The 20,849-nt window shown below is 58.8% G+C and carries 15 protein-coding genes; 11 read left to right on the top strand and 4 right to left on the bottom strand.

The window, feature by feature from the left end; all coding sequences use genetic code 11:
- The first annotated feature begins 56 nt into the window (after positions 1–56).
- From G8764_RS18455 to G8764_RS18490, 8 genes are all read left to right on the top strand, one after another.
- Positions 57–509 carry an FKBP-type peptidyl-prolyl cis-trans isomerase gene (locus G8764_RS18455; RefSeq protein WP_166166389.1) on the top strand — a complete coding sequence of 151 codons (453 nt, stop codon included), beginning with the start codon at positions 57–59 and terminating at the stop codon, positions 507–509.
- A gap of 18 nt (positions 510–527) precedes the next feature.
- A complete protein-coding gene (ispH, locus tag G8764_RS18460) occupies positions 528–1,472 on the top strand; it encodes a 4-hydroxy-3-methylbut-2-enyl diphosphate reductase (RefSeq protein WP_166166391.1) in 945 nt (314 codons plus the stop codon).
- Between the two features lie 189 nt (positions 1,473–1,661).
- Entirely contained in the window at positions 1,662–2,237 is a 576-nt protein-coding gene (locus G8764_RS18465) for a GspH/FimT family pseudopilin (RefSeq protein ID WP_166166393.1), read from the top strand.
- Between the two features lie 22 nt (positions 2,238–2,259).
- Positions 2,260–2,748: a type IV pilus modification protein PilV gene (pilV, locus tag G8764_RS18470; protein WP_166166395.1), complete on the top strand. Its 489-nt coding sequence runs from the start codon at positions 2,260–2,262 to the stop codon at positions 2,746–2,748.
- An 84-nt stretch (positions 2,749–2,832) separates the two neighbouring features.
- Positions 2,833–3,993, top strand: a complete 1,161-nt coding sequence (locus G8764_RS18475) for a PilW family protein (protein WP_166166397.1) — start codon at positions 2,833–2,835, stop codon at positions 3,991–3,993.
- Positions 3,990–4,664, top strand: coding sequence for a pilus assembly PilX family protein (locus G8764_RS18480; protein ID WP_166166399.1), 675 nt, complete (start codon positions 3,990–3,992; stop codon positions 4,662–4,664). The genes G8764_RS18475 and G8764_RS18480 overlap by 4 nt, the downstream gene beginning before the upstream one ends.
- Before the next feature lie 11 nt (positions 4,665–4,675).
- Positions 4,676–10,228, top strand: a complete 5,553-nt coding sequence (locus G8764_RS18485; protein WP_166166401.1) for a pilus assembly protein — start codon at positions 4,676–4,678, stop codon at positions 10,226–10,228.
- A gap of 31 nt (positions 10,229–10,259) precedes the next feature.
- Positions 10,260–10,688, top strand: coding sequence for a type IV pilin protein (locus G8764_RS18490; protein ID WP_166166441.1), 429 nt, complete (start codon positions 10,260–10,262; stop codon positions 10,686–10,688).
- 314 nt (positions 10,689–11,002) lie between these two features.
- Here G8764_RS18490 and G8764_RS18495 read toward each other — a convergent pair whose 3' ends face one another.
- From G8764_RS18495 to G8764_RS22840, 3 genes are all read right to left on the bottom strand, one after another.
- Positions 11,003–11,545: a GspH/FimT family pseudopilin gene (locus G8764_RS18495; protein ID WP_166166443.1), complete on the bottom strand. Its 543-nt coding sequence runs from the start codon at positions 11,543–11,545 to the stop codon at positions 11,003–11,005.
- Between the two features lie 433 nt (positions 11,546–11,978).
- The gene (locus G8764_RS18500; RefSeq protein WP_166166403.1) at positions 11,979–13,364 is read right to left on the bottom strand and encodes a sigma-54-dependent transcriptional regulator; all 1,386 of its coding nucleotides are present in this window, start codon (positions 13,362–13,364) and stop codon (positions 11,979–11,981) included.
- Positions 13,364–14,971: a sensor histidine kinase gene (locus G8764_RS22840; RefSeq protein ID WP_166166405.1), complete on the bottom strand. Its 1,608-nt coding sequence runs from the start codon at positions 14,969–14,971 to the stop codon at positions 13,364–13,366. The genes G8764_RS18500 and G8764_RS22840 overlap by 1 nt, the downstream gene beginning before the upstream one ends.
- A gap of 206 nt (positions 14,972–15,177) precedes the next feature.
- Between G8764_RS22840 and G8764_RS18510 the strand changes: the two genes are divergently transcribed.
- The gene (locus tag G8764_RS18510) at positions 15,178–16,806 is read left to right on the top strand and encodes an NAD+ synthase (protein WP_166166407.1); all 1,629 of its coding nucleotides are present in this window, start codon (positions 15,178–15,180) and stop codon (positions 16,804–16,806) included.
- A 657-nt stretch (positions 16,807–17,463) separates the two neighbouring features.
- Here G8764_RS18510 and G8764_RS18515 read toward each other — a convergent pair.
- Positions 17,464–18,417: an outer membrane protein assembly factor BamD gene (locus G8764_RS18515; RefSeq protein WP_166166445.1), complete on the bottom strand. Its 954-nt coding sequence runs from the start codon at positions 18,415–18,417 to the stop codon at positions 17,464–17,466.
- Between the two features lie 316 nt (positions 18,418–18,733).
- Here G8764_RS18515 and rluD point away from each other — a divergent pair, with 316 nt between their 5' ends.
- Both rluD and pgeF read left to right on the top strand, forming a co-directional pair.
- On the top strand, positions 18,734–19,678 hold the full coding sequence (gene rluD, locus G8764_RS18520; RefSeq protein ID WP_166166409.1) for a 23S rRNA pseudouridine(1911/1915/1917) synthase RluD: 945 nt from the start codon (positions 18,734–18,736) through the stop codon (positions 19,676–19,678).
- Entirely contained in the window at positions 19,675–20,451 is a 777-nt protein-coding gene (gene pgeF / locus G8764_RS18525) for a peptidoglycan editing factor PgeF (protein WP_166166411.1), read from the top strand. Before rluD ends, pgeF begins: the two co-directional genes overlap by 4 nt.
- Positions 20,452–20,849: the final 398 nt, after the last annotated feature.

Below are 20,849 nucleotides of genomic sequence, written 5' to 3' on the forward strand. Positions count from 1 at the left end.
ATACACAAGCGGGTTACAGTCAATTAACCGACAACCAATAGACGACAGTAGTTATTATGACAGATGATATAACCATCGATGAAGGCACCCAGGTGACCTTGCACTTCGCCCTCAAGCTCGATAACGGCGATGTGGTGGACTCCAATTTTGGCGCTCAGCCGGCCACCTTTGTGGTGGGCGATGGCAATTTGCTGCCCGGTTTTGAGCGGGTCCTGTTTGGCCTCAGTGCCGGCGCCAAGGATACCTTTGTGATCGAACCGGAAAATGGCTTTGGCCAGAGCAACCCCAACAACCTGCAGAAAATACCGCGCGCCCAGTTTGGTGACGATATCGAGCTGGTGGAGGGGCTGATGCTGTCATTTGCCGATGCACAAAAGGCGGAACTGCCGGGCGTCGTTGCCGCCTTCGATGATGAGACCGTGACCATTGATTTCAACCACCCGCTGGCAGGGCGTCGGATCCTGTTTGAGGTGGAAATACTGGCGGTCGCAGCCGCCGTCAAACACTAGAATTCCTGCAAGGTGAATATGTCCTCCGCTGTTGCTATCAATCTCGCCAATCCCCGCGGCTTTTGTGCCGGCGTCGATCGCGCCATCGACATTGTTAATCGCGCCCTCGATGTGTTTGGGGCCCCCATTTATGTGCGCCACGAAGTGGTACACAACAAATTTGTGGTGGATAGCCTGCGCGAGCGCGGCGCTATATTTGTCGAGGAGCTGGATGAAGTCCCCGATGATGTGATCGTGATTTTCAGCGCCCACGGGGTCTCCCAGGCGGTACGGACGGAAGCAGGGCGGCGCGGCCTGAAGGTGTTTGATGCCACCTGCCCGCTGGTTACCAAGGTGCATATGGAGGTGTCCCGCTACTCCCAGAGCGGCGCTGAATGCGTGTTGATCGGCCACCACGGTCACCCGGAAGTCGAGGGCACCATGGGCCAGTACGACACCCGCAGTGGCGGCGCGATCTACCTGGTGGAGGACGAGGCGGATGTGGGGCGGCTGCAAGTCAACAACCCCCAGCAGCTGTTCTACGTCACCCAGACTACCCTGTCCATGGACGACACTGCCCGGGTTATCGATGCCCTGCGGGCCAAGTTTCCCAGCATCCAGGGGCCGCGCAAGGATGATATTTGCTACGCCACCCAAAACCGCCAGGATGCGGTGAAACAGCTGGCCCTGGAAAACGATCTGGTGCTGGTGGTGGGGTCGCCCAACAGCTCCAACTCCAACCGCTTGAAGGAGCTGGCGGAACGCTGCGGCAGCGCTGCCTACCTGATCGACGGCGCCGGCGATATCCAGCCGCACTGGTTGCAGGGCAAACACAGTATTGGCATCACCGCCGGTGCCTCGGCACCAGAGGTGTTGGTGCAGGCGGTGGTCGATAAACTGGTGAAACTCGGCGCACTGCCCGCCCGGGAAGCGGCAGGGGAAGAGGAAAACGTGCGCTTTTCCCTGCCCAAAGAGTTGCGTTGACGCAATTCTTGCCAGTGGTTAACGACACTATGAACTACACTTACACCACTGAACTACACTAAAAAAGGCTGCACTACTGCAGCCTTTTTTGTAGCGATGGCCGTTCGTCGGCTATCCAATGCTTTTATCCACTCAATCACCTTGATTGCCTGAGGGTTTGCTATACCTATTGCTATGAGACCTTTTGCCATGAACAAAGCTGACTGTGGATTTACCCTGGTCGAGTTGCTGGTAGTGCTGAGCATCGTCGCTATTGTGGCGATGGTTGCCGTGCCCTCTTTTACCAATGTGATCGAGAAAAACCGGGTCGAGGCGCTGCAGAAAGACCTGGCGCGGGACATCGCCTTTGCCCGCCAGGCGGCGATGTCGCGCAACGGTTTTGTCTCCATCTGCAAGAGTGCCAATGGCACCGCCTGCACCACCGCCGGCGACTGGAACCAGGGCTGGATCGTGTTTGTGGACACGGCCGGCGGCACCGCAGGCACGGTGGACGGCGGCGAGGAGATTCTGAAAGTACACGCCGCCGCCAACAGCAACGACGATATGGAGGGCACGGTGGATTTCCTGCAGTTCAGCGCCACCGGTACCTTGCGCTTGCCGGCGGCCGGCACCCCGGTGTTTGAAATTTGTGCGCCGGGCAATGCCTATGTGCGCGGGTTGCTGGTGCTGCGCTCCGGTCGCGGCCTGACTTCCCGCCACAGCGGCAGTGTGGAATATGTTGAACGGGACGCGGGCAATAACCCGGTGGCACTGTCGTGTTCATAAGGTGGGTAATGGCGAAACAACCATGGGTAGACAAGCGGTGATGGCAATAAACAAAGGCGGCAGCTACCAGCGCGGAGCGGGGCTGATCGAAGTGATGATCGGCCTGTTTGTGTTGGCCATTGGCCTGCTGGGCATGGCCAGTTTGCAAAATAACGCGGTGCGCATGAACAACACCTCCTATCGCTACTCCCAGGCGGTGCTGTTGGCCTCGGACATTACCGAGCGCATGCGCGCCAATCGCTATGTGCTGAGTGATTACGCCTCCGGTTTCAGCGATTCAGTCACCGCTAGCACCGACTGTGCGGCGGCCAATTGCAGTGACGCCCAGATCGCCAAGTGGGACGTGGTGCAGTGGCGCGCGGCGGTCGCCGATGCCTTGCCCCAGGGGGAGGGTGAAATCCAGGTAGTGGGCAACCAGGTGACTATCCTGGTGCAGTTTGACCAGGATGCTGGCGACCAGGACGATGCCGAAGACGATCGGCTGCAAATACAAATCAGCAGTCGCATCTAGATGCGGAACGAGGAGGCGCGACTCTCAATGGTAGCCGCTAGCAACGTCACTTTGGCCCGTCAAACAGGGCTTACAGAGCGGGATATGTGCAATCAATCCATAGCCAATAAATTACTGCCCAACAACGCAATGCGCGGGCAGTTTGAGTCCCGGCGAGCAAGCTTTCGTCAGCGCGGCCTGACCCTGATTGAGTTGCTGGTGTCGATGGTTATCGCCATGATCGTGCTGGCCGGTGTGGTGCAGATGATGGTGGACAACAAGGTCAAATTCAAGCTCGCCGATGAGCTGGCCTTTATCCAGGAAAACGCCCGTTTCGCCCTCGATGAGCTGGGCCGGGATTTGCGCATGGTGGGCTACAGCGGCTGCGGCACCACCACCGCGGTAGCCAATGTGGTGGATAGCACTGATGACTTCTACGCCGGCTTTGGCCTGGTGGGCTGGGACGGCAGTGAAAATGCCAACGAGTTTCCGGTGGAGTTTCGCGCCGACCTGTGGGGCTCAGGTAATGCCAACGCCCCGGACGCGTTTCTTATTCGGCGCCTGGATGCAGACGAGGCCGAAATTATCGATGACTCGGCGCCCAACACCAACAACTCTGCGGTTATCAAGATTGTCGGCTCCCATGATATTGAGAAAGGCGCAATTCTGGTGGCCATCAACCAGAACTGCACCCAGGTCAGCATCTTCCAGCACACCGGCATTGGCAATGACCAATACATCCACAACACCGGTGCCTCAACGTCGCCCGGCAATTGCACCAAAAGCCTGTTTGGCAGCGGCGACTGCAACAATACCGGCGGCCTGTCCACCAAGGATTTTGGCAACGGCGGCATGGTGGCGGCCTTTTCCGCCAATGCCTACTACATAGCTCCGTCCAGTATCGATGCCAGCATACCCTCGCTCTACCGGGAAAAGGTGCAGGCCACGGCCGGTGCATCGGCGACGGTGGCCGAAGAGTTGATTATCGGTGTGGAAAACATGCAGGTGACCTACGGGGTGGACACTAATGCCACCGCCGACGGCCAGGTGAATCGCTACCTGGATGCCGACCAGATTACTGGCGTTGGCACCCTCAACTGGGGCCGGGTGGGCACCGCCCGGGTGGAGCTGTTGCTGCGCTCACTGGACCCGGTCTGGGCTGAAAACACTACCTTTGTTTTTAACGGCGCCAATTATACCGATCGTCTGTTGCGCCAAACTGTGTCCACCACCGTTCTGCTCCGAAATATGGCTCTGGTCGAATGAAACAAGTATCCGTGCAAGCTCTTCCGATGAATTTCTATGCTACCCGGCCCCGGCGGCAGCGAGGGGTGGTGTTAATCGTCTGCCTGGTGTTACTGGCAGTGGTCACTATTTTGGGCTTGTCCACCATGTCCGGGTCGGGGCTGGAGTTGAAAATGTCGGCCGGCTTCCGCGATCGCTCGGTGGCGTTTGAAGCGGCGGAAGAGACCCTGCGAGTGGCGGAGCAGTGGCTCGACGACACCACGCTTAACGATGACAACTACTATGCCAGTTGCGCCGGTAACAACTGCTTTGCCGCCACCTGTGACGAAGGCCTGTGCGCCTTTTACGATGCCGGCGACCCCTTTGATATCGGGGTCACCCGGGAAGACTGCGGTGCCAAGATCGAGCCGCCGGACAACCCGGTCTGGCGCTGGGCCGGGGCTGCCGGAGAGCCAAACCTGTGGCTGGACAACAACAAAAGCGTCCGGGTCACCCCGACCCACCCCCAGGTGAGCGAGGACTCGCGCTACATTATCGAGTTTATGTGTTACGTCAATCGTGTGCCCGCCAACCAGTGTACGGCGGCCAATCCGGCCAATTGCGTGCCCCAGTTTCGTATTACCGCGCTGGCGCGGGGCCTGACCAATAACTCGATTGTGATGTTGCAGTCGATGTTCAAAAAAGTAAATTGAGAGGTGTGCTCATGAAGGCGTTTCGAACCTTGTTGCAGTTCGGGCTGCTTGCGAGCCTGCTGTTGGTCTCTCAAGCGGGCTGGTCGGTGACGGCAGCGGATTTCCAGTCCGAACCACCCATTGTGTCCGACTCATCCGATCCGCTGGTGATGCTGGGTCTGTCTTTTGACCACGAATTGTTTAAAAAGGCTTACAACGACTACTCCAACCTGGACGGCGGCACCCTTACCAGCGCTGACATCACCTACCGCAATGACTTTACCTATTACGGCTACTTTGACCCCAATTTCTGCTACACCTACAACCTGACCGATAACCGCTTCGAGCCGGGCGATGCGGCCGGTTCACCCTACAGCTGTCCCAATGTGGGGGTCGTCAATACCGCCAGTGCCTGGAGCGGTAATTTTCTCAACTGGGCCACCATGACGCGGATGGATATCGTGCGCCGGGTGCTCTACGGCGGCAAGCGCTCTACTGATACCAATAGCGCAACCGTACTGGAGCGGGCGCACTTGCCCAATGATGTGCACGCTTTCGTCAAGGTGTATGAGGGGCTGGATATCAGCAACTATACCCCCTACCTCGTGCCCATTAGTATGTGTAATGTGAGCAACGGCTCGACCCCGGAAATCCGCCTCGCCACGGGGGCCTGGCGGCAGTGGTCCGCCAGTGAGTCTACCCAGTGCCAGTGGAACGCTCTCAGCACCACTCCGAATATAGCGGTGGATCAGATTAACCCGGGCATCGCGGCCAGGGTGCAGGTGTGCGTCACCGGCAAGGATGCCGGCTCCGATACCTGCAAGAGTTACCCCAACGGCAATAGCAAGCCCATCGGCCTGCTGCAGGAAAACGGCGAGGAGGGCGAGCTGCGCTTTGGCCTGATTACCGGCAGTTACGTCAATAATGATGCCGGCGGTATTGTGCGCAAGGATATCTCCCGCATCGCCAATAATGCCAGTGCCTCCGATGACGAAATCGACCTCAATTCCGGGGTGTTTACCGGTGTCAGCGGCATTATCAGCAACCTCGACCGGTTCCAGGTGGTCAAGTGGAATGGGGCAAAATATTCGGACTGCGACAATCACAGTATTACCGTAAACGAGTTTTTGACCAGCACCAGTTCATCGCGCCACTGCGGTGACTGGGGTAACCCGGTGAGTGAGATTTACCTGGAAGGGTTGCGCTATTTTGCCGGTGAAACCTCGCCAACTGCGGCCTTTGACGGCGACGACTCCGCCCATTTGTCCGGCTTGTCCCGGGTGAGCAGCTGGACCGACCCGTTGAGCAGCAGCGAGCCCTGCGCCAAGTGCGCGTTTATTATGCTGTCCAGCGGCATGAACTCCTTTGATGGCGACGACCTCGGCACTGCGTCCGATCTGCCGTCCCTGTCCGGCGCCAGTTCCATCGATACCTATACCAACAAGGTTGGCAATGCGGAGGCGGGGGGCACCTTTAACAACTCTTATCTGTCCGGCGGCACCGACGAAGTCTGTACCTCCCGCTCTCTCACCGACCTCGCCGACGCCACAGGGGTCTGCCCGGAGCGGCCGGCCCTGCAGGGGACCTACGACCTGGCCGGGCTGGCCTACTATTCGCGCACTACCGATATTCGCACCCAAACCGGGTTTAACGGCGACCAGGTGGTGGACAACTTTATGGTGGAACTGGCCGAGAGCCTGCCCAGTTTTTCCGCCAATGTGGATGGCAAGCGGGTCGCGTTCCTGCCGGCTTGCCAGGCCAACACCAACGGCAGCGCCACCAACAGCAGCAGTGGCTGGCAGGGTTGCAGTTTGACCGACGTGCAGGTGGAATCCCTGACGGAAAACGACGGCGAGCTGGTGGCGGGCAGTTACCTGATCTACTGGGAGGATTCCCACTGGGGCAATGACTACGACCTCGACGGCGTGCAGCGGTTGGAGTTTTGCGTCGGCAGTGCCTGTACCCCTGCCATTAACAGCGACCAGATCAAAATCAAATCCAGCACTCCCTACGCCTTTGCCGGCAATGCCCTGCGCTTCAGCTATACCATCACCGGGACATCCAGTTCCGACGGCATCGTTGAGCCCTGGGCGCTGCGTCCGGGCGGCGCAAACTTTGACGGCCTCAACGCCGGCCAGGCGACGCCGGCCGGAGTGACCGCTGAGGAAACCACCTTTACTGCCGGTACGTCATCGGCGGCAAGCCTGGCGCGCCCCATGTACCTGGCGGCCAAATACGGCGGCTTTAACGATCTCGACGGCGATGGCCTGCCCAGCAGTAACTCCGAGTGGGACGTGAAGGACATCCGCGGTAATTTTGCCCTCGACGACCAGGGCAATATCGTCGGCGATGGGGTGCCGGACAACTACTACCAGCTTTCCAATCCGGCCCTGCTGGTGACCGCCCTGAACTCTATTTTTAATGCCCTGAAAACCTCCGTGACCAGCAGTTCGGCGGCGGCGGTGGTGGCCAATACCAGCACTGGCGAAGGGGCTATTTTCCAGGGCTCCTACTACCCGCAGTTTGAAGTCAGTGCCGACGACAGCATTAAATGGGCCGGGATGTTGCACTCCCTGTTTCGTGACAGCAATGGCTACTTCCGCGAAGATACTGATGGTGACGCGGTGCTGGACGACTACACGGTCGATTACGCGGTGACATTTTTCTACGACGAAACCCTGGACGATACCCGGGTGCAGCGTTTCAGCTCCAGTGACGGTGTCAATTTCACCCAGGTGGATACCATCAGCTTTTCGAAATTCAACGCCATCTGGAACGCCAGGGACAGATTGGCGGCGCTGAGTAACAGCCAGGTCAGGTCGCAGCGCAATTACAGCTCGCTGGCCAGTTCCGGGCGCCATATTATTACCGGCATCGATACCGATGGTGACGGCACGGTGCAAGCCGATGAGGTGCTGGACTTCGATAGCACCGATCTCGACCCCACCTCCACCGAGTACTATCGCTATTTTGGCCTCGACTCCACCAGCAAGGCCGGCGTCACCAATATCATCAATTTTATCCGCGGTGATGACAGTATTGCCGGCAGTCGCAGCCGCTCGGTAGATTACGATCGCGACGGGGCCGAGGAAGTTTGGCGCCTCGGTGACCTGGTGCATTCGGCCCCCACCTCGGTCAGCTTTCCCCGGGCGCGCTACGACTCCCGCTACGGCGATGAAACCTATACCGCGTTTCGGCAGAAGTACCAGAAGCGGCGCCAGGTCATCTATGTGGGTGGCAACGATGGCATGCTGCACGCCTTCAACGCCGGTTTCTATAACGCCTCCAGCAAGTCGTTCAGCACCCAGTCAGCGGGGGGCAACGAAGTGGCGCACCCGCTGGGTACCGAGCTCTGGGCTTACGTGCCCATGGCGGTATTGCCGCACCTGCAATGGCAGACCTCGCCGGATTACGGCCATGTCTACTATGTGGACGGCTCGCCGCGAATCTACGATGTCAATATTTTTGCCAGCGACACGGATCACCCCGGCGGCTGGGGCACCATTCTGGTGATGGGGTTGCGTTTCGGTGGCGGCGACTTCAGCCTCGACCCGGACTCGGACGACGACGGCAGTGATGCCGACAACGACGATATCACGACTCGTTCTTCCTTCCTGGTGTTCGACGTCACCAATCCCGAGGTGGCGCCCAAGCTGCTGGCGGAAATCCAGCGGCCGGCGGAAGACCTGATGTCCATCGCCATCAGCGGTGGTAACGACAGCTATTACACCACGCCGCCGGACGTCACCATCAGTGCCGATGGCAGCGGTGCCAGCGCCGTGGCCAAGCTGGAGGACACGGGCATACTGCTGGATTTGGTGATCAACAACGGTGGCTCCGGCTACAGCGTGGGGGACTCCATTGCTCTCAGTGGCGATGGCAGTGATGCGGTGGCGGTGGTTACCGAGGTAGATGCTAACGGAGGGATTACCAATTACCGGGTTGATAATCCGGGTTCGGGCTATTCCAGTGTCGATATCTCCGCCACTCACGGCGATAGCGACGCAGTGATCGCACTGAATTTGGGTAACGGTACCAACAGCGACAAATTGGCGAGCGCAAGTGTGAGCTCCCCCGGCAGTGGTTACAGCGTGGGCGATACCATTGCCATTGGTGGCGATGGCAGCGGGGCAGCGGTGAGTATCACCGGCGTAGATGGTAGCGGTGGTATTACCGCGGTCAGTATCAGTGCTGCGGGTAGTGGCTACAGCAGCATTTGGGTGGAGTCCATTACTCGCGTCGACAGTGCTGTTGCCGACATCACCCCGGTGCTGGGGTTCCGGGTCGCCTCGGTGGATATCGTGGACCAGGGTTCGGGCAATAGCGCCGCCACGGCCACTATTGATGCCAGCAGCTATGGCGGCACTCCCGCCACCGCCACGGTCAGCTTCAGCAGCCTGACCTGGGGTTACACCAGCTCCCGGCCGGTGGTGGTCAAACGCCGCACCCCGGACGTGAACGGCAGCTTTGCCAGTCCGGCGGACAACGACTGGTACCTGGTGTTTGCCTCCGGTCCTTCCGGCAGCGACGCCCTCAGCAAGGGCATCAGTGACGACAGCGGCAAACTGTTCTTTTACGATTTGAACGACCTGGAGTTTGTCTCGGCGCTGGAGTTTGACAGCAACAGTTTTGCCGGCCATTTGGCGGTGGAAGACTGGGATAATAATTACGAGGACGATGCCATTTACTTCGGCACCGTGGGCGACAATGCGGGTACCCAGACCGGCAACCTGAAACGCCTGCAGCTGGACTTCAGCCCGATTTCCAGTTCGACACTGACCACTCTGCGGGATACCGCCAATCCGGTGGTGGAAACCCCGAGGCTGGCGCTCGACGGGTTTGGCAACCGCTGGGTGTATTTCGGTACCGGGCGTTTTCTGGTGGCGGCGGACAACCTCACCACCGAGACGCAGCACTACTACGGCATTATCGAGCCCGACCCGCTGAGCTCGGTGAGTCTCTCGGATATGGTGGATGTGACGGATGTCCAGGTGTTTACGGTAGACCCGGAAAAATTCACTACCGTGAATTACGTGCGCAATTGTGCGGCCCCCTGCGACGACCCCAGTGCCAGTAGCGATGTGGTCATTAACGGGGTGACGGTATCCGATTGGCGCGCATTGCGAAGGGAGATCCTGAAAACCAATGGCTGGTATCGGGAGATGAATTTGAGCTTGGCCAACACTGCCGCGGCGCGGGTGGTGGGTGCCACCAACCTGGTGGGGCCGACCTTGCTGTTCAGCGAGTACGCGCCCTCGGTGGAGCAGTGTGAGCCGGTAGGTTACTCGCGCATCAATGCCTATCACTTCCAGACCGGTACCGCTTCGCCATTTGCCCCGGTGGGCACTGACGGCAGCAAGAAGTACAACAACGACGGAGAATACGTGAAAACCGATACCGGTATTACCAACAGCCTCACGCTGCTGGGTGGAGACGGCCAGGGTGATTCAGATGATGCTGAGGGTACCGGGGTTTCGGTGGACGATCACGGAGTGTTGAGTGATCACGGGCCGACCAACGAGCCGGCACCGTTCGGGCGTCAGTCGTGGCAGGAAATAAACGTCAATTGGAATATTGGCTTGTAACCGGGCGTTGGCCCGCAGGAGTAGTAGTTTAATGAAACAAGCGCGCGGATTTACCTTGATTGAGTTGCTGATCGCCCTGGTGATTATTTCCATCCTGGCCAGTATCGCGTTGCCGGCCTACCAGGAGAGCACCATCAAGGCCCGCCGCGCCGACGCCCGGGCGGCCCTGTCCAGCGCTGCGGCGGAGCAGGAGAAATGGTTTTTCCAGTTTAACGGTTATACCGACGATATCGATGACCTGGGCGGGGCGGCGTCGCCGGAGGGTTTCTATACCCTGACCCTGTCCATCAACGCCGGGGTGGGCACTTGTGTCAACGCTGCCCCCTTTAACTGCTATACCTTGACCGCGACTCCCACAGTGGGGGGGCCGCAGGAGGACGACGACGATTGTACTACTCTGGTGGTTACCCATACGGGGGCGCGCTCGGCTACTGGCAGCAATACTGAGCGTTGTTGGTAAAGTGGGTCAATAACTTACCTGGTTTTCCCTGTGAATATGCTTGCTAGCGGTGATGTTGCGAATAAATTTGTAGCCTCTGGGGTATAGCTTTTTTCCCGGCCCGGCGGCAGGGGCTTGCTTTCAAGACTCGCCGAGATTCCGTCCCTGGAGGCTCCACGACAGCATCCCTGCTGTCGAGGGTCTTGAAAGCAATCCCCTGCCGCCGGACCTGCTATATTGCCAGTTTCCAGGATTTCAGGTTTTCAGGTTTTCCAGTTTCTCGATTTTCGGTTTTCGGTTTTACGGCGCCTGGCTTTGGTGTTGAACTGGAAGATTTATCCGCTGCAGGTCATATCTGAATGGGCGGCGACTTTGGTTGCTGTTTTCAAGACGTAGGGGCGGCCGGTGGCGTTCCAGGTGATTTTGCGCACCGGTTCAGGGCTGTGGTCGGCGGCGCACACTAAAAAGCTGCCGGTTAAATCGACGCGACCCAGGTTGTTATAGCTGAACAGTTTCTTGCCAAATCCCAGGCGGGTCTGGATCACGCTGTGACGGGCGTTGATCAGGTACTTCTGCACCAGTTCGTCGCTGTCCGGCAGTTTGTCGTCATTTTTATCCTCGAACAGCAGCATCATTTTTCCCCATTCCTTGTTGCACTCGCTGCCATTGTCGGAGCCGCAAATGTAAAGGCGTCGGGCTTGCATTTTGGCGAGGGTGCGGGCGTGCTGCAGGGCGCGATGAATATTTCCAGCCGCGGCGCTGGCCCCGGCGGCTTCGCCTGTGCTGAGAAATGACGGTGCGGCGATAAGGCCGAGCAGGCCGGCGATGGCGAGGGTGAAGAGTAACTCGGGCAGGGTAAAACCCCGATAGATTTTCATAAGCCCTCCGTGGCATTGATGATGTCTGCGGAGTTACTGTACGAATTTCGGGGCGGAATTACTCTCGGGCAAAAGTATGAAAATTAAACAGGGTTATAGGGTTACCTAATTACGCCTATGAATAAGCCAGCTATCGGCGATAGTAAACATATACGCTGTAGCCCTTGGGACAGCAGCTTTGCTCCCGGCCTGGCTCCAGGGACTTGCTTTCAAGACTCGCCGTGCCCAAAGCACTCGCTGCGCTCGCGGGGCAGGCTCAGGTTCCATCCATGCACCCAAAGCACTCGCTCCGCTCGCGGGGCGGGCTCGAGGCTCCACGACAGCATCCCTGCTGTCGAGGGTCTTGAAAGCAAGCCCCCGAAGCCAGACCTAACATATTGCCGGCTGCACGACGCTTAGCTTAGGTGGTAACTAGGTAGGTTTATGGGATAACTCAGGGCTCGTCGTCTTCGTTGTCGAGGCCGAGTTTTTTCAGGCGGTAGCGAAAGGAGCGAAAGCTGATGCCGAGTTTTTTCGCAGCCGCGGTGCGGTTCCAGCGGGTTTTTTCCAGCGTGGCGCTGATGACTTCTTTTTCAATTTCCTCCAGGTATTCATCCAGGGATTCGACTTCCTCGGCCTTGCTGAGGTTGCTGGCGCCCGTGGCAGCGGTTGGCTGGGTGCCAGCTCCGGACAGTTGCAGGTCCGTATGCTCGATTACGTCGCCCTCGCAGAGGGTGAAGGCGCGCTCGAGTATATTTTCCAGTTCCCGCACGTTGCCCGGAAAATTGTAGTTTTGCAGGGCCTTTGCGGCGCTGGCCGACAGGCGCGGTGTGTCGAGGCCGCTCTCTTCGGCGAACTGCTTGAGGAAGTGACTGGCCAGCAGGTCGATATCCTGTTTGCGCTCGCGCAGGGGCGGGATATCGATCTGGATGACGTTGATGCGGTAGTAGAGGTCGTTGCGAAAGCGTTCCTTTTGCACTTCCACGCCCAGGTCCTTGTGGGTGGCGCTCAGTACCCGCACATCCACATCGATCTCGCGGTCGCTGCCGATGGGGCGCACGGCTTTTTCCTGCAGGGCACGCAGCAGCTTTACTTGCATTTCCAGCGGCAGGTCGGCCACTTCATCGAGAAACAGGGTGCCGCCGTTGGCGGCTTGAAACAGTCCCTGCTTGTCGGCGCTGGCGCCGGTAAAGCTGCCTTTTTTGTGGCCGAAGAATTCGCTCTCCATCAGTTCCTTGGGAATGGCACCGCAGTTGACCGGGATAAAGGGGCCCTCGGCGCGACCGCCCTGGTAGTGAATGGCCCGGGCCACCAGTTCCTTGCCAGTGCCCGATTCGCCGCTGATATAAATGGGGGCCTGGCTGCGGGCGACTTTTTTGATCTGCTTTAACAGTTTGCCAATGGTATCCGCGCTGCCGAGCAGGGCCGGGCTGTTGCTGTTGCCGAACTTGTTGACGGTGTTGAGCTGCAGGGCGGTTTTGATCAGCCGGCGCAGGTGTTCCAGCTCCACCGGTTTGGAAATAAAGTCGAAGGCGCCGGCCTTCATGGCGGTAATGGCCGTGTCCATATTGCCGTGGGCGGTGAATACCGCGACGGGCAGTTGCGGTTTGTGGGCCTGGATCCAGCTCACCAGCTCGATGCCGTCGCCGTCGGGCAGGCGCAAGTCAGTGAGGCAAACCTGGTAAGACTGCTTGCCCAGCAGGCCGATGGCCTCTGCCAGGTTGGCGGCGTGATCGGTGTCTATGCCCATGCGCGTCAGGGTGATGGCCAACAGTTCGCGGATGTCCGGCTCGTCGTCGACGATCAGTGCTTTGGTCACGGCAGGTGTGGTACTGGTCATTAAAATATTCGATCCGGGTGGGCAAATTCTATTTTGAAACAACTCTTCTGGCCCGCGTCGCGGCGGTAGTTCAGAGTGGCGTGATTGGACTCGCAAAGCTCCCTGGAAAGGTACAGACCCAGCCCGGAGCCGGTGGCTTCGGTGGTAAAAAACGGCTCAAATACATGGGCGAGGTTATCTTCCGGTATCCCATCGCCCTCGTCAATGACTTCCAGGTAGGCCCACTCGGTGACCGGGTCGAGGCCGGCGCGCAGGGTCACCCTGGCTTCGCCGCTGACTTTTTCACTGTAGCGCAGGCCGTTATCCACCAGGTTGGTTAATACCTGGGCCAGGTGGCTGCTGTCGATGCGGGTGCGAATAGAGTCGTTCAGCAGGCGCAAATCAATTTTTATTTCTTCGGCCCGGTGCTCGCTGTAATCGGCCACGAACTGCGGCAACCAAATGGCCAAATCCAGGGCTTCGGGCTTGGTCGGTTGACGCCGGGATAGCTGCAGCACGTTTTCGATAATCTGGTTGACGCGGCGGGTATTGGTTTCAATAATTTCGGTGAGACGCAGGTCCGCCGCTCCCAAATCGGGGGACTCCGCCAGCAGCTGGGCGGCGTGGCTGATCGACCCCAGCGGGTTGCGGATTTCGTGGGCGATGCTGGCGGTGAGGCGCCCGAGGGAGGCCAGTTTCAGCTGCTGGGCTTCGCGGTTGAGGGTGCGGGTATCCTCCACATAGATCAGGGTTTCGGCATCGCGGCCGCTTTCATTGGCGGGGAACTCGAGGTTGGCAAAGCGCAGCCGCACTTCGGTATTGTTTTCGCCAATTTTCAGGTTCGGGGCGCGGGAATTGGGAAAGGTTTGCCAGAGACGAATGTGCTCCTCGAGCTCCGGGATATCATCCAGGCGACGCGTGCCATTGTGGCGCTGCTGCCAGTTGAGCAGTTGGTTGGCGGACTGGTTGATCAGTTCCACTTCGCCGCTGGCGGAGCTGACGATAATGCCGGTCTGCATGCGTTCGATAATCAGCTGGGCGAGTTTTTGCAGGTGGTTTACATGGGCTTCCTGGGCGGCGGCCTTTTCCGCGCTGAGCCGCAGCCGGGTGGTGAAGTAGCTAAAAGACAGCGAGCAGATAAACAGCATGGAGCCGAGCATGCCGGCGGAAAACAGGGTGCGGGAATCGCCGTAGCCGAGACGAATGATTAACAGGGTTTGGGCCAGCATCAGCAGGGTGGCTGTGGCCGCCAGTGCGGCGCTGGCCTGGGGTTTGAGTATGATGCTGCCGGTGGCGATGGTGACGAACAGCAGGGGGCTGAGTCCACTGTCGAGGCCGCCGCTGGCGTGGATCAGCAGCACCAGCAACATGATGTCGATAAAGAGCAGGAAGAAGCGCTGCTCGATATTGAGATTGAAATTCCGGTACCACAGCAGCAGCAGGCTGGCCGAACTGAGGCCGGCAAAGCCCAGCGACGTGTAGAGAAACAGGCTCGGCTCCATATTACCGAGCACATTGGGTGCGACACCGAGATAGAACATCAGCAGCAGCAGGCCGCTGAGCCCGAAACGGTAGTAGGCATAGATGCGCAGTAGGGTAGAATTGCCCTGGGGGCTGGTTGTGTGCATGATATTTTTGCTTAATCCTGTGCTTTATCCGAAAATAGCGCCCCGCGCGGCTCTTGTCGACCGCGAATGGTAAACAATACAAAGATTGTGAACGGAGTTTTGCCGCCACCGATAGTGGTGTTAAATCATAGCGCTGGCACTGTGCCTGTCAGCGCTGTGACAGGACGGCACTGTTTACGGGCAACGGATTCCTTGGAGAAGTTACTATGCCAACCCTGAAGATTGTCATGGCCCAGATAAACCCGCTGGTGGGTGATATCCAGGGAAATACCGAACTGGTGATCGACACCGCCCGCCAGGCCGAGTCCGAGCACGGCGCCGACGTGGTGGTGTTTCCGGAGTTGACGCTGACCGGTTACCCGCCTGAGGACTTGCTGCTGCGCAACAGCCTTGAAGTGCGGATTAACCGCGCCATCGCGGAAATCTGCGCAGCGTCCCTGCAAGCGGCGGTGGTACTGGGTTACCCGCGGGTAGTGGCCGGCCGGGTTTTCAATATGGCCGGCGTGATTGACGGCGCGGATCTCACCGCTGAATACGCCAAGCAGCACTTGCCCAACTACCGCGTATTTGATGAGAAGCGCTATTTTGTCTCCGGCGACAGTGCCTGTGTGGTGCGTTTGAAGGGTATCAAGGCGGCGATTACCGTGTGTGAAGATATCTGGCAGATGGAACCTATGCTGCAGGCGAAGCAGGCCGGCGCCCAGCTGATGATCAATATCAATGCCTCGCCCTTTCACATGGGCAAAATCAGCGAGCGCAGTCAGTTGTTGCACGATCGGGCCCGAGAGGGCGGCATGCCCATTATTTACGTCAACCAGGTGGGCGGCCAGGATGAGTTGATTTTCGACGGTGCGTCTATGGCGGTGGATGCTGAAGGGGAGCTGAAATCCCTGGCCCCGGCCTATGAAGAGGCGCTGGTGCCGGTTGATATCCAGGTCAGCAAGGGCGTTTGCACGGTGTTGCCAGGTGAGATGGTGCCGGCGCCGGATAACCTGGCCAGCGTCTACCAGGCTTTGGTAGTGGGGGTGCGCGACTACGTTAACAAGAACGGATTTCGCGGTGTGGTGCTGGGTTTGTCCGGCGGAATCGATTCGGCCCTGACTCTGGCCATCGCGGTGGACGCACTGGGCAAAGACCGGGTCGAGGCGGTGATGATGCCGTTCAAGTACACTTCGGATCTCAGTAAAAACGATGCTGCGGAGGAGTCGCGACGCCTTGGTGTGCGCTATCAGTCGATTTCTATCGAGCCCATATTTGATACCTTTATGGACGCGTTGTCGGCTGAGTTTGCCGGCAAAAACCGGGATACCACCGAGGAGAACTTGCAGGCTCGCTGCCGCGGTGTGCTGTTGATGGCTATTTCCAACAAGAAAGGCTTCCTGGTCCTGACCACTGGCAACAAGAGTGAAATGGCGGTGGGTTATTCGACGCTCTACGGCGATATGGCCGGCGGTTTTGACGTGCTCAAGGATGTGCCCAAGGTGATGGTGTTTGAGCTGGCCCGTTACCGCAATACCCTCGGTGAAGTGATTCCGGTGTCGGTTATCGAGCGGCCGCCGTCGGCGGAGTTGGCGCCAGACCAGAAAGATGAAGACAGTCTGCCGCCCTATGAGATTCTCGACCAGATTCTGGAGTTGTACGTGGAGTGCGATTTCAGCGCTGCGGCGATTATTGAGGAGGGTTTTGATCCGGAGGTGGTGCACCGGGTGCTGCGGCTGGTGGATCTGAACGAATATAAGCGCCGCCAGGCTCCGGTGGGCCCGCGTATTACCGAGCGGGGCTTCGGCCGCGATCGTCGCTATCCAATTACCAACGGCTGGAAACTGGGCGACTAGTTTGGTGTGAGCCTTGCTCACTGAACAGCCCCTGATGCGGCCGGGTGGATGTATCCCGTCGGCGGTTCGCAGGGGCTCTGTGTTTTTCTCGCCTCTGCTTTGTTATCGATTCGTTGTGGTTTGTCATCGTTTTTTGACGTGGAGGTTTGGCGCGGCGGCCCGGTGGGTGTGCGCCGCCAGATCGGCCGCAGACTCTCTGTGCTTTTCTTGCTTCTGCTTTGTTATCGATTCGCTGTGGTTTAGCGCGGCGGCCCGGTGGGTGCGCCCCGCCAGACCGGCCGCAGGCTCTCCGCGCTTTTCGCGCTCCCGGAAACTCGCTTGCGCTCAAACATCCGTCCGCGAAAACCCGAAAAGCGCGGAGAGCCTAAACGCGACCTGATTGGTCTGGCAGGGCACACCCACCGGGCCTTGATCAGGCCTCGGCGTATGATTCTTGTGAAAAGAAAAAATAGATGTGCAGGGTTGTACGCTTTAGTTCGCCAGAAGTTTTTGATTGGATGGCGTAACTAATCCATTGGTTGCGGCTGTTAAATCGGTTCTGTTGGCTAATCGAGTAATGAGCCTGGGTTAGCTTGGCGCATTGTAGTCTGCCCCTCCTGTATTGGCGGGCTATACGCACCAATTAATTTCGGAGCCTCTGTGCCGATCAGAAGCCCCCTAGAACTTCAGCCATTCCAGCCAGGACTTTTCTTCCTCCTGCGCAGCAGGTGGTTGGGCGCTGGTGCCGTTACCCTTGTATTCGGGGTTGTAGATGGCGCGGCTGTCGAAGCCGGTGGGGTCTTTCTTGTCAAACAGGCCGAAGGTAGCTTTGGTGAGCCAGGAGCGCTGGCCCAGTCGTGAGCTGTGCTGGTAGTTAAATTCGCCGCCTTTCAGAACCGGGTGGTTCGGATAGTTGGCGCGCAGGGTGAGCAGGGAGTTTTCACCCAGGTCGTTCATGCCCAGCAGGTGGTAGCCCTGCACCATAACTGCCAGGCCATCGGGCACGGCGGGGGTCTGTTGAAAGTTTTCCACCACGTAGCGGCCGCGGTTGATGGCGGCGATATAGGCGCCGCGCTTGAGGTAGTAGTTGGCGACGTGGATCTCGTAGCGGGCCAGCAGGTTGCGCAGGTAGATCATGCGCTTGCGGGCGTCGGGGGCATAATCACTGTTGGGGTAGCGGGCCAGTAACTGGGCAAAGTGGGCAAATGACTGGCGTGCGGAGCCGGGGTCCCGCTGGGTCAAATCGGTTTCCAGGAAGCGCTCAAACATGCCTCGGCCCTCGGTAAAGGAGGACAGGCCCTTCATATAGTAGGCGTAATCGACGTTGCGATGCTGGGGATGCAGGCGAATGAAACGGTCTGCCGCTGCAGAAGCTGCTTCGTGGTCAAAGTCGCGATAATAGGCGTAAATCAGCTCCAGCTGGGCCTGTTCGGCATAGCTGCCAAACGGAAAGTTGGCTTCCAGGGCCTGCAGGTTCTTGATGGCGAGCTCCCACTGGCTGCTGCGCAGCTGGCGTTGGGCAGCTTCGTAAAATTCTTTCTCGGTGGTTAGCTTGGGCTGTTTGTCGTCCTGGGATGAACAGGCGGCGAGAAAAATAAAGCTGATTAAAATGATCGCGAAGCGGACGTGCATGGTCTTATTAAACTCAATCGAGGCGACTTGCGCATTATTCAATGATTATTCGCCTTAGCTTGTTTAAACTACCGGGCGGACTCAGTTACCCCGTCACCGGGAAGGCGTATTTAACCACAGAGCGGGCCCGGACCAAAGGCCTCGAGCTCAGTCTGGTGGTAATGTGGTGATTTATTTGGTTCCCCCCGCCCCCAAAAGGGCTGAATTCGACGTTTGGGTCGTTTTCGGGCCCATTGTAGACAAGATTTCTGCAGTAGAGTTCTAAACGCAAGTTGCGAACGCAGGTAAAGTCAGTAATACAGAGGATAATTTGATAATGGCTGAAGCTCTCCAGTTGAGCGCCGTGGTACCCGAGCAGTTGATGGGCTCGCGGCTCGATTTCGCGGCAGCCGAGCTGTTCCCGCAATACTCCCGTTCGCGCCTGCAGGGCTGGATCAAGTCGGCGGCGCTGACGGTAGACGGCCAGCCGGGCAAGCCCAAGGACAAGGTGCTGGGCGGCGAGACGCTGGATTTGAAGGCCGAGCTGGAGGAGCAGGGCGACTGGGAGGCGGAGGCCATGGATCTGGATGTCGTCTATGAGGACGAGCAGATTCTGGTGATCAACAAGCCCGCCGGGCTGGTGGTGCACCCGGCCGCCGGCAACCGCAGCGGCACTCTGCTTAATGCCCTGTTGCACCACGCCGGCGAACTGATCAATGTGCCCCGGGCGGGCATTGTGCACCGGCTGGACAAGGATACCACTGGCTTGATGGTGGTCGCCCGTACAGTGGAAGCACACGCCAATCTGGTTGAGCAGTTGCAGGCGCGCACGGTCAGCCGCGAGTACGAAGCGGTGGTGCAGGGGGTTATGACCGGTGGCGGCAAGGTCAACGCAGCGCTCGGGCGGCATCCGCGCCAGCGCCAGAAAATGGCGGTGCTGGAGTCTGGCGGCAAGGAGGCGATCACCCACTACCGGCTGGTTAAGCGCTTTGCCAATCACACCCATATTCGCCTCAAGCTGGAAACCGGCCGCACCCACCAGATTCGCGTGCATATGGCGCATATTGGCTATCCGCTCGTGGGCGACGCCACTTACGGTGGTCGCTTCCGGATTCCGCGCCAGGCATCGGCGGAGTTGTTGGAGGTGCTGAAACACTTTCCAAGGCAGGCTTTGCACGCGGCGCAACTGGGGCTGGATCACCCCGGCAGTGGCGACTATATGCAGTGGCAAGCGGACTTGCCGGCGGATATGCAGCGCTTGCTGCGGGTGTTGGGCGAATGACAGACGTTGCTGGCTCAGGGCCGGGCTGGATCGAGCCCGACTGGCCCGCCCCGGCCAATGTGCGGGCGGCTATCAGCACCCGCCAGGGCGGGGTTAGTGCAGCGCCGTTTAACAGTCAAAACCTGGCCTTGCACGTGGGCGATGACCCCGCCGCAGTGGCGCAAAACCGGGCCCGACTGCTGCAAGAGTTGCAGATTCCCCAAGGGGTGCAGTGGCTTGAGCAGGTGCACGGCTGCAAGATGGTCGGCGCCAGCGCCGACGGCCGGGTGCGCACCGCCGACGCCTGTATTACGGCGGCCAGGGGGCTCGCCTGTGCAGTTATGACCGCGGACTGTCTGCCACTGCTGATCTGTGACAGCGCCGGTACCCAGGTGGCAGCGGTGCACGCCGGTTGGCGCGGCCTGGCGGCGGGTATGGTGCGGCGGGCTCTGGAGGGGTTTAAGGCGCCAGCGCAACAGTTGCTGGTGTACCTCGGGCCGGCCATTAGCCAGCCCCGCTTTGAAGTGGGCATAGAGGTGCTGGAGGCGTTCTATGGAACTGCCGCCGACCTGGATCACCTGCAGGCCATCAGCGCTGCCTTTGCGCCCAGTCCCACCCACCCGCTGAAATACCACGCCGATTTGTACGCCCTCGCCCGGGCCGAGCTCCGCGCGGCCGGTGTCACACATATATACGGAGGGCAGTACTGCACCTATGCTGATAGTGATCTTTTTTACTCCTACCGTCGCGATACCACCACCGGCCGTATGGCTTCTTTAATCTGGCTGGTTTGATTTTTATCGCCTAGCAACACATTTTGCCTGCCGGTTTTTTTGGCGCCTGCGTAATCCAGAGACGCAGTGAACTCTCTATGGCGACAGAAGGTCTGCCTTGCCCAGGCACGGGCAAGGCAACCACCAGCGTGCCACCGCGAGAATAAAAACCTTACCTAATTACGCCTATGAATAAGCCAGCTCTCGGCGATAGTAGATATATACCTCGTAGCCCTTGGGACATCAGCATTTCTCCCGGCCTGGCTCCAGGGACTTGCTTTCAAGACTCGCCGTACACCCATATATGGTCTCCTCCTCGTTTGCAAGGCCTCGTATCAGATGTAAAGTCAGGTTGCTTCCATATATCCGGCCTGTTTTAGGAGCTTGTTTGCTCTTGGCCCTGATGAAGTTTCGCGCGT

Source organism: Pseudomaricurvus alcaniphilus (genome assembly GCF_011440395.1).
Taxonomy (GTDB): Bacteria; Pseudomonadota; Gammaproteobacteria; order Pseudomonadales; family Cellvibrionaceae; genus Pseudomaricurvus; species Pseudomaricurvus alcaniphilus.

Bases quoted from the DNA above. Each gene is read 5' to 3' on its own strand.
- pgeF (WP_166166411.1), top strand. From the start codon at position 19,675: ATGACAGACGTTGCTGGCTCAGGGCCGGGCTGGATCGAGCCCGACTGG.
- G8764_RS18515 (WP_166166445.1), bottom strand. From the start codon at position 18,417: ATGCACGTCCGCTTCGCGATCATTTTAATCAGCTTTATTTTTCTCGCC.
- G8764_RS18510 (WP_166166407.1), top strand. From the start codon at position 15,178: ATGCCAACCCTGAAGATTGTCATGGCCCAGATAAACCCGCTGGTGGGT.
- pilV (WP_166166395.1), top strand. From the start codon at position 2,260: ATGGGTAGACAAGCGGTGATGGCAATAAACAAAGGCGGCAGCTACCAG.
- ispH (WP_166166391.1), top strand. From the start codon at position 528: ATGTCCTCCGCTGTTGCTATCAATCTCGCCAATCCCCGCGGCTTTTGT.
- G8764_RS18455 (WP_166166389.1), top strand. From the start codon at position 57: ATGACAGATGATATAACCATCGATGAAGGCACCCAGGTGACCTTGCAC.
- G8764_RS18480 (WP_166166399.1), top strand. From the start codon at position 3,990: ATGAAACAAGTATCCGTGCAAGCTCTTCCGATGAATTTCTATGCTACC.
- G8764_RS22840 (WP_166166405.1), bottom strand. From the start codon at position 14,971: ATGCACACAACCAGCCCCCAGGGCAATTCTACCCTACTGCGCATCTAT.
- G8764_RS18475 (WP_166166397.1), top strand. From the start codon at position 2,833: ATGTGCAATCAATCCATAGCCAATAAATTACTGCCCAACAACGCAATG.
- G8764_RS18495 (WP_166166443.1), bottom strand. From the start codon at position 11,545: ATGAAAATCTATCGGGGTTTTACCCTGCCCGAGTTACTCTTCACCCTC.
- G8764_RS18500 (WP_166166403.1), bottom strand. From the start codon at position 13,364: ATGACCAGTACCACACCTGCCGTGACCAAAGCACTGATCGTCGACGAC.
- G8764_RS18465 (WP_166166393.1), top strand. From the start codon at position 1,662: ATGAACAAAGCTGACTGTGGATTTACCCTGGTCGAGTTGCTGGTAGTG.
- G8764_RS18490 (WP_166166441.1), top strand. From the start codon at position 10,260: ATGAAACAAGCGCGCGGATTTACCTTGATTGAGTTGCTGATCGCCCTG.
- rluD (WP_166166409.1), top strand. From the start codon at position 18,734: ATGGCTGAAGCTCTCCAGTTGAGCGCCGTGGTACCCGAGCAGTTGATG.
- G8764_RS18485 (WP_166166401.1), top strand. From the start codon at position 4,676: ATGAAGGCGTTTCGAACCTTGTTGCAGTTCGGGCTGCTTGCGAGCCTG.